General features: G+C 71.9%; 5 protein-coding genes. All 5 read right to left on the reverse strand.

All coding sequences use genetic code 11. The features are described from left to right. Positions 1-70 precede the first annotated feature (70 nt). The gene (locus DSC45_RS26680; protein WP_119294490.1) at positions 71-796 is read right to left on the reverse strand and encodes a class I SAM-dependent methyltransferase; all 726 of its coding nucleotides are present in this window, start codon (positions 794-796) and stop codon (positions 71-73) included. A gap of 136 nt (positions 797-932) precedes the next feature. After that, complete coding sequence (locus DSC45_RS26685) at positions 933-3,392, reverse strand: ATP-binding SpoIIE family protein phosphatase (RefSeq protein ID WP_119294491.1); 2,460 nt, start codon at positions 3,390-3,392, stop codon at positions 933-935. A gap of 159 nt (positions 3,393-3,551) precedes the next feature. Then, positions 3,552-5,936, reverse strand: coding sequence for an MFS transporter (locus DSC45_RS26690; protein WP_119294492.1), 2,385 nt, complete (start codon positions 5,934-5,936; stop codon positions 3,552-3,554). Positions 5,937-6,214: 278 nt separating this feature from the next. Then, a complete protein-coding gene (locus DSC45_RS26695; RefSeq protein ID WP_119294493.1) occupies positions 6,215-6,658 on the reverse strand; it encodes an SRPBCC family protein in 444 nt (147 codons plus the stop codon). A 245-nt stretch (positions 6,659-6,903) separates the two neighbouring features. Then, positions 6,904-9,174 (reverse strand): ABC transporter permease (locus DSC45_RS26700; protein ID WP_119294494.1); only part of this gene is annotated, 2,271 nt, incomplete at its 5' end.

Here is a 9,174-nt window from a genome sequence, read left to right on the forward strand (position 1 = left end):
GGTCCCGCCGGCCGGGGCCGCCTCATGCTGCCGGGCCCGTGCAGTGGGCCCCGGACCGACTGTGTGCCGTTCAGCCCTCGCGTCCCACCACCAGCCAGGTCGAGGGCAGTTCGATGCGGGTGCCGTCGGAGGTGAATTCCGTCGTGCTGAGGGTCAGTCGGCCGTCGGCGATGATCTCGAGTCCGGCCTGCCGGAAGCAGGCGAGCAACTCCTCGTCGCTGACGTCGGCCGGAGCGATGCCGTGACCGAGCACCGGCGCGAGCTTCGGCGGCGGTCCTGCGGGCCCGCGGGCGTGGCCCATCAGCACCGGCCCTGCGGCCTCGGCCAGTTCGGTGACGAAGGCACGGCCGCGGTCCCCGAGCAGGGTCGCGATGGATTCGGCGAGCGGCCGCCGGTCGGCGGGCTCGCACTGGTGCAGCACGCCACGCATATAGACGTTGACGTCGCCGAGCTCCGCGTGCAGCTGCTGGACCTCGACGGGCTCCACCGCGTCCAGTTGCCGGTAGTCGGCCACGCCCGCGACATCGACCGCACGGGCGGCCTCGACGGCCGCACCCGACAGGTCGACGCCCACGGCGCGCGGAAACCGGCCCGCGAGGAAGCGGGTCTGCGTGCCGTTCCCGCATCCGAGGTCGACCAGGGGCAGCCCTGGCGCGGTCACGTGCGGTTCGAACAGGGCGAGATGGGGCTCCGAGGTGAACTCGGCGCCGGAGTCCCAGAAGACGGCACCCTCCTCACGGGGTGCTTCGCTCCAGAACGACTCCCAGGCCTCGCGGTACCGCGTCGTGACACTCATGATCAGCTCCCCACTTCCGTAAGGATCGGTCTACCTGCGACGGGGCACACGGACAAGGCGCCGGGGCATTCCTTCACTGATCATTCTTTTTCGGGCGCCGTGCGCGCCCCCTCGGTCAGGGACGGACGCAACGGCGTCAGCGTGTCCTGCGTCCCCGGCGCCGGGCGGGCAGCGACAGCTCGAACCAGACCGTCTTGCCGTCGCCCGCGCGGCTCGCGCCCCACTCGCGCGAGAGGCTGTTCACCACCGCAAGGCCCCGGCCGTACTCGTCGTCCGGTCCCGCGCTGCGCAGGGTGGGCAGGGTGTGCTCGTCGTCCTCCACCTCGCAGTGCAGGGTGTCGGTACGCACCAGCCGCAGCTCCACGGGGCGCCGACGACCGTGGCGTACGGCGTTGGTGACCAGTTCGCTGACCATCAGCTCCACGGACTCCGACCGGTCCGCGAGATCCCAGGCGGTCAGCTGCGCGCGTACGACGGACCGGGCGCGGGCGACCTCGCCGGGTTCCAGGGCGAACTGCCAACTCGCCACAGAATCGGGCGAGATGGCGTTCAGCCGGGCCATGAGGAGCGCCACGTCGTCCTTGCGGCCACCGCGGGTGGCCAGCGACCGGATGATGGTGTCGCAGGCGTCGTCCATCGAGGCGGCGGGGTGGGCGGCCGATTCGCAGAGCGTCGCGAGTCCGACACCGATGTCCTCGCCGCGCACCTCGACCAGGCCGTCGGTGCACATGACGAGACGGTCGCCCGGGGCCACCGGCACCCGTACCGTCTCGAAGGGGACGCCACCGACTCCGATCGGTGCCCCGGTCGGCAGTTCCAGGAGATCGCTGCGGCCGTCCTCGGCGCGGACCACGACGGGCGGGATGTGTCCCGCGTTGGCCATCTGCAGTTCGCCGGCGATCGGGTCGTAGACCGCGTAGAGGCAGGTCGCGAGGTACTGCTCCCCGAGCCGCTGCGCGAGGTCGTCGAGATTGCGCAGAAGCTGGGCAGGCGGCAGATCGAGCGCCGCCATCGTCTGCACCGCCGTACGCAACTGGCCCATCATCGCTGCCGAGTTGAGACCGTGGCCCATCACGTCACCGACCACCAGGGCGGTGCGCGAGCCGGGCAGTTTGACGGAGTCGAACCAGTCGCCGCCGACTCGGCCGAGCAGCGTGCCGGGCAGATAGCGGGTGGCGATGTCGCAGCCGGCCATGCGGGGCGCGATCTGCGGAAGCATCGAGTCCTGCAGGGTCTCGGCGACACTCTCCTGGTACGTGTACATCCGGGCGTTGTCGAGGACGAGGCCTGCGCGGGCGGCGAGTTCGGCGCCGGTTACGCGGTCCATGTCGTTGAACAGGACGCGCTCCGGGTGGCGCAGCAGCACCATGAAACCGAGCACCACCGTGCGCGCCTTGAGCGGCACGACCAGCATGGAGCGGTTGTTGATCAGCGGACGGATGTCGCGCTTCTCGAACTGCGAGGCGATCGCGGTGCCCATCTCCTCGCTGATGCTCGGCACCAGGACCGGTTCGCCGGTGGTCATGCACTGGAAGAACGGCGTGTTCACCGGGAACGGCATGGACTCGCCGACCGGCACCACATCGTCCCACCGCCCCGGTTCGTCGGTGTGCTCGACGGCGACGCGGTGCCACATGGTGGTGGCGTCCGGAACTCCCTCGGGGAACCCCTCGCCCGCGACGACCTGCTCACGCAGATACGTGCCTGCCACATCCGTGAAACGCGGGACGACGGCGCGACTGACCTCGAGGATCGTCTGCGAGAGGTCGAGCGAGGAACCGATGCGCCCGCTCACCTCGTTGAGGAACTCGAGGCGCTCGCGGACCGCCGCGTACTCGAGGTCCTCCGCCTCGTCGTCGGGATGGTGCTGTGCGGGGATGCCCGCTGCCGCGTCCTCGACGGCGCGGCGCCTGCGGGCCCGGCGTTCGGCGCGCCGCGGCACACCCCAGTCGGGCGTCACCGGAACGCGGTCGTGCTGGCTGAACTCAAGGACCGGATAGCCGAGTTCGAGAACCTGCGAGACGATCCGGGACCCCTCGGACACGCTCATGCTGGGCAGGATCTCGGGGAACCTGCGGGCCAGTTCCTGCGCCCCGGCGAACTCGGTGTGCAGGGCGAACCCGGGCGCGATCCGCTCCAGCGCCTCCGCGTCGCCGTCGTCGGTCAGCCGCTCGGCGTCCGCAGCGAGTACCAGCAGCCGCTCCGGGCCGGGGCCGACCAGCGGGTAGGCCCACCACAGCGCGTCGGTACGCTCACGGCCGGGCTCCGAGACACGGGCGCGGCCCGCGGCGGGGTACGAGGTGTGACCGTGCAGCGAGGTCTCCAGATCCGGCCCGATCTCGCCGTACGAGTCGACCGGCGCACCGAACTGCTCGTCGGCGTACGGCTCGTCGGCGTCGGGCAGGGCACCCGAGACGGGCAGCAGGTCCGCGGCGGAGCGGCCGACCGCGTCCTCCTTGCTGCAGCCGAACAGCCGTCGTGCACCGCTGCTCCAGTGGGTCACCAGGCCCGCGCCGTCGATCACGACCACGGCCAGCGGAATACGCCCGGCCACGGCCGTCTGCATGACCGTCCCTCCCGGGGCGCCACGCTCCATGGCCTCGGCTCCTTCCCAGGACGGCGCAGGATCTGCGCCGTCACAACCACGGTACGGGGCGCGCGGGTTGCCATGTGAGGCATCCGACGAATTCGGCCGTGCGCCCTGTACCGACCGTGCCGCGCCGCTACCCTCGCGGGCCGGGTGCACGGTGGCGGTTCAGTCCTCGTGCCCGAGTTGCACGTCGCGCTCGGTGCGGCCGCCGCCGGCGACCTGAAGGACGGTCGCCACCGGCGGGTACCCGGCGGCGATCACCGTGTACTCGCCGGAGGCCAGATCGATGAAACGGAAGGTGCCTTCGGAACCCGTGGTGATGGTGTCGACGACGTTCCCCGCCACATCGAGCAGGGTCACCCGGGCGTCCTCGACCGGCCGGCCGCCGCTCGCCCGCACGGTCCCGCGCAGTACCGCGCCACCGGCGAGTTCGATGTCCTGGCGGGTCTCCCGGGACGCCTGCACGCTGACCGGCAGCGCGGCCGGGCGGAAGGCGGGAGCACTGGCGGCCAACGTGTACTCGCCCGCGACCAGTTCACCCATCACGTAGCCGCCCTCGCGTCCGCTGCGGGTGGCCGTCACGACCTCGCCCCGCACGTCGGTGAGGGTGACCGTGGCGTCCCGTACGGGAGTGCCGTCGGCCGTGACGACGGTCCCGGCGAGCCGTCCGGCCCCGCCGAGCACCACATCGAGGTCGACCGGTCGCTCGCCGACGGTGACCGTGACGGCCTGGGGCTGGTGCCCGCCGGCGGCGGCGATCAGGACGTAGCTTCCGGCGCCGGGGGTGGCCAGCGCGTAGCGGCCGTCGTCGCCGCTGGCTCCGCGGCCGACCTGGCGGCCCGTCACGTCGATGAGGGTGAGCGCGGCGCGCGGTACGACGGTGCCGTCGGGGTGCTGCACGCTGCCGCAGACGGGGACGCCGGTGGTGGAGGGGGAGGTGGTGCGGGCGGCCGGGATCGGCGCGGGCTCCGCGGAGGCGTGGTGGGACACCAGAGGTTTCTCCTTGAGGAAGAAGGCGATGAGCAGTCCGAGCGCGAGCACCGGGACGAGATAGAGGAAGATCCGTGGCATGGCGTCGGAGTACGCCTGGATGTACCCGTCCCGCAGGCCTTCGGGCAGCGCGTGGACGAGCTGCGGGGTGATGGACTCGGCGTCGGGCAGTTCGGTGTCGGACGGGAGCCGGTCCTCGAGCGCGTCGGTGAGCCGGCCGGCGAAGAGGGTGCCGAAGATGGCGGCGCCGACGCTGCCGCCGATCTGCCGGAAGTAGTTGTTGGCACTGGTCGCGGTGCCGAGGTCGGCGGGCCGTACGGCGTTCTGCACGGCCAGGATCAGTACGGGCATGATGAGGCCGATACCGATGCCGAGTACGGCCATCCAGATGCTGTACGTCAGCCGCGCGGTGTCGGCCTCGAGCAGCGAGAGCAGCCACATCCCGGCGACGGAGGCGGCGCCGCCCAGGATCGGGTAGATGCGGTAGTGGCCGGTGCGGCTGATGAGTTGGCCGGAGATGATCGAGGCACCGACGACGCCTCCCATCATGGGGAGCATGAGCAGGCCGGATTCGGTGGCGGATGCTCCGTCGACCATCTGCAGGAAGGTCGGCAGATAGCTGGCCGCGCCGAAGAGGGCGACACCCACCACGGCGCCCATCAGCGAGGTGACGTTGAACGTGACGTCCTTGAACAGCCGCAGCGGGATGAGCGGTTCGGGCGCGAAGTGCTCGGCGACCAGGAACAGCACGACACTGAGCAGGGCCCCGGCACCAAGGCCGACGATGACGCGGTCGCCCCACTCGTACTCGGTGCCGCCCCAACTGGTCAGCAGAACCAGGCAGGTCGAGGCCGCGGCGAGGAGCAGCGAGCCGAGTACGTCGAGACGGGGGCGTGCGGTGGGCTTGGGCAGCTTGAGCACCACGGTGACGACGGCGAGGGTGAGCAGCCCGAACGGCACGTTGATGTAGAAGCACCAGCGCCAGCTGGTGTGGTCGGTGAAGAAGCCGCCGAGCAGCGGGCCCGCGACGGAGGCGAGGCCGAAGGCGGCGCCGATGATGCCCATGTACCGGGCTCGCTCGCGGGGCGGCACGATGTCGGCGATGATCGCCTGCACACCGATGAAGAGTCCGCCCGCACCCACGCCCTGCACGGCGCGGAAGGCGATGAGTTCGTCCATGCTGCGCGACCAGCCCGCGAGCGCGGAGCCGATGACGAAGACGACGATGGCGAACTGGAAGACGCCCTTGCGGCCGAAGAGGTCGCCGAGCTTGCCGTAGATCGGCAGACCGATGGTGGAGGTCAGCAGATAGGCGGTGATGGCCCAGGACATCTTGTCCAGACCGTGCAGTTCACCGACGATCTTCGGCAGCGCGGTGGCGACGATCATCTGCTCGAGCGCCGCGAGGAGCAGGGCGAGCATCAGGCCGATGAAGACCATCCGCACCTGACGCGGACTGAGCGGGGCGTCGGCGGGTGGCGGAACGGCGGGTTCGCGGGGTGGCGTCGAAGCCGTCGCCGGTGGGGCCTCCCCGCCCTTCACCAGAGTCGTTCCACCCACGTACCGCTCCCCTCGTCGCGCCTGCGCCGCCCATTTCTCGCATTGGGCGACATCTGCTCGCAAGCGAGACGAGTCATGAGGAATACGGATTCGCGGACGTATGCGCCGGTGGGAGCCCTACGCCGTACAAGTGCGCCGGAGTGGAAACCACTCGAAACGGTGAGCCGGTGAACGCCCCGCGCGAGCTTCGGGCCGTCACCCCGGTGGGGGCGACGGCCCGATCTGCCGTTGCACGGGCGGCTGTTCGGCCGGTGGGGCCGCCGCCGAGCGTCGCTGTGCTACTTCTCGGTGTGCGCGGCGAGCTTGCCGAGGACGGCGTCGTAGATACGTCCGAGGCCCTTGGGGGCGAAGGTCTTCTCGAAGAAGCCGCCGATGCCGCCGGCGCCGTTCCACACGGTGGTGACGACGACGCGGGAGCTGCCCTCGCCGGCCGGGGTGACGGTCCAGGTGGTGACCATCGAGGAGTTGCGGTCGGTCTCGACGAGCCGGCCGTCGCTGGGCTCGGTGACGTCCAGCAGGCAGTCCCGCACGCGCTTGCTGGTCGCCTGCAGCTTCCAGTGCACGAGGGTGCCCGCGCCCTGGCCGCCCTCCTTCACCTCGTACTCGCTGAAGTGCTCGGGCAGCAGCTTCGCGCGCGTGCCGGCGTAATCGGCCAGCGCACCGAAGACGTCGTCCGGGTCCGCCGCGATGGTCCGCTCCGTCACGGCTTCGACCTGTGCCATGGCACTTCCTCCAGATGGTTCGGGCGTGAGCCTTCGGGATCGAGCTCACCGGACGCGTCCATTGTGACCCGCGCACGGGAGCGCTTCGGACGGCAGGGGGCGCCTGCACCCGGAGCGGGCACCCCACCGCACGACCGGAACACGCCGTCGCATCTGCGCCGGCCCGTTCCACAAGGGGTTCGTTCACCGTCGCCCGGGCGGTCGCCCGCTCGACTCGGAGCCGCCCCGACCTGGCCCGGGGCGCGTCAGGAACGCAGCGCTCCCTTCGCCGGCAGCGTGACGGCGAGCAGACCGAGGCTCACCGCCGCCGCGGCGAACGACGCGTACATCAGCGGCGGTACGTAGGGATCCTCGCCGGTGAGGGCGCGCATCATCGGGATCAGGGTCGCGGCCGCGATGGCCGTGCCGATGGCGACACCGGCCACCGCGACCAACAGGCCCTCCCAGCGCAGCATCCGCATCACCTGGAGCCGGGTGGAGCCGATCAGGCGCAGCATGCCGAGCTCGCGGCGGCGGTCGAGGACGGTCATCACCAGGGTGTTGACGGCGGCGATCGCGGCGAAGCCGCCGAGGACGGCGGCCATCGTGTAGTTGGCCCAGGCGTTGAGCTCGCGGTCGGTGTCCAGTTCGACGGCGTAGCCGGATGCGTCGGTGACCCGGCCGAGCGGATTGAGGGCCGCGGCGTCCCCGCCGCGCACCAGGAGCGTGCTGTCGAAGGCGGAACTGACGTGAGTGGACAGCGAGGCGCGGTCCATGGTCACGGCCGCGAGGCCGAGCCCGCGGCCGTACACCGCGACGACCTCGGGGCGGATCTCGGAGCCGTCCGGCAGGTAGAGCGGCAGCCGGTCGCCGACCGCCGCCTTCGCCGAGGTGGCGAGCGTCCGGTCGATGGCGATACGGCCCTTGCCGATCCGGTCGAGGCTGCCGCTGCGGACGTCGAGGTCCTGCACCTGGGCGAGTTGCCTGCCGGATCCGGTGACGGCCTGCGTCGCCGCACCCTGCAGCCACCGGTCGCCACCGGAGCCGACCGGTACGAGCACCTGTGTGTCGGACACCCCCACGGCGGTGTCGACTCCGGGTGCGCGGGCGGCCTGTCGTACGGCGTCGGAGGGCAGTCCCTCGGGGGCGGTGACCACGTGGTCCGCGGTGATGCCGGCACGCAGTTGTTCGCCGGCGACATGGTTCTCGCTGGTGTGCATGAAGACGAGTGTCGAGGCGAAGGCCATGGCGAGCACGATCGGGGTGATCGCGGAGGCCAACCGGCGCGCGTTCGTACGGGAGTTGGCGGCCGCGAGAGAGGCGGAGGCGCCGGCGCCGCTCATCGGGAGTCCGAAGAGCTCGGCGCAGAGCCGGGCCACCAGCGGGCCGAGCAGCGCGACAGCGAGCATGAACAGCATCACGACGCCGAGCGCGGCATTGGCCGCGTCGTCACCGGCCGACCGGGCGGCGACCACGGTGAGGAACCCACCGCCGGTCAGAGCGCCGAGGCCGAGGACCGTGCGGATGACGCCCGGCCGCAGCCGTTCCACCGACGCCTCGGTCAGCGCCCGGCCCGGTTTGATCTTCGAGGGCCGACGCCCCGCCGCCCAGCCGGCCACGAGCGAGGTCGACAGGCCCGCGCCGACGGCGACCAGCAGCGGAATCCAGGACACCTGCAGCTCCACGGCACCGGGTACGGCGCCGCGTTCCTTGAGCTGCCCGAACCACCAGTGCGCGAGCCCGATGCCGGGCAGGCAGCCGATGATTCCGGCGAGCGGTGCGACGAGCAGGGCCTCGGAGGCGACCGCGCGGCGGATCTGTCGCGGGGTGGCGCCGACGGCGCGCAACAGGGCGAACTCGCGGGCCCGTTGACCGACCGACAGCGCGACGGTCCCGGACACCGTGAAGACGGCGACCACAGCGGCGATCCCTCCGAAAGAACCACCGAGCCCCGTGAGCGTCTCCTTGGCGTACTCGAGCCCGCGGTCCTCGACAGCCCCGCGTCCGTCGCCCGTGTGCACCCGGGCGCCGGAGCCGGCGAGCGCCTCGCGGACTCCGGCCGCGAGGGTTTCGGCGTCCGCGCCGTCCTTCGCCAGTACGGCGATGGCATCGGCCTTGCCGGGATGTCCCGCGAGCGCCGGAGCCTGGACGTCGGCGAACCAGCCCTCGGCGCCGTCTCCTGCCCCACCCTTCGCCAGCCCCGAAACACGGAACTCGCCGCGCCCGGCGGCCGTTTCGAGCGTGACGGCGTCACCCACATCAGCCCGGGCGGCGGCATCGAGCACCACCTCGCCGGTACGGGGCGCCGCCCCCGCCGTCAGCGCGGCGCCGGTGAAGGCGTGCGCACCCCAGCCGTGGCCGGTCAGCGCGCGGCCGCCGCCCTGGCGCACCGGGAACGTGAAGTCCGGCACCGCCGCCCGTACGCCCGGCGCGCGAGCGGCCTGCGCCGCGAGGCCGGTGTCGACCCGTGCCGTGTCCGGCAGCGGGTGCGACGCCTCGTACTTGCCCTCTCCGCTGCCGACGGAGAGCCGGGCCTG

It is taken from the genome of Streptomyces sp. YIM 130001 (genome assembly GCF_003574445.1).
GTDB lineage: Bacteria > Actinomycetota > Actinomycetes > Streptomycetales > Streptomycetaceae > Streptomyces.

What these genes read in the sequence shown, in the direction of transcription:
- DSC45_RS26680 (WP_119294490.1), bottom strand. Translation starts at nt 796, where the DNA reads ATGAGTGTCACGACGCGGTACCGCGAGGCCTGGGAGTCGTTCTGGAGC.
- DSC45_RS26685 (WP_119294491.1), bottom strand. Translation starts at nt 3,392, where the DNA reads ATGGAGCGTGGCGCCCCGGGAGGGACGGTCATGCAGACGGCCGTGGCC.
- DSC45_RS26695 (WP_119294493.1), bottom strand. Translation starts at nt 6,658, where the DNA reads ATGGCACAGGTCGAAGCCGTGACGGAGCGGACCATCGCGGCGGACCCG.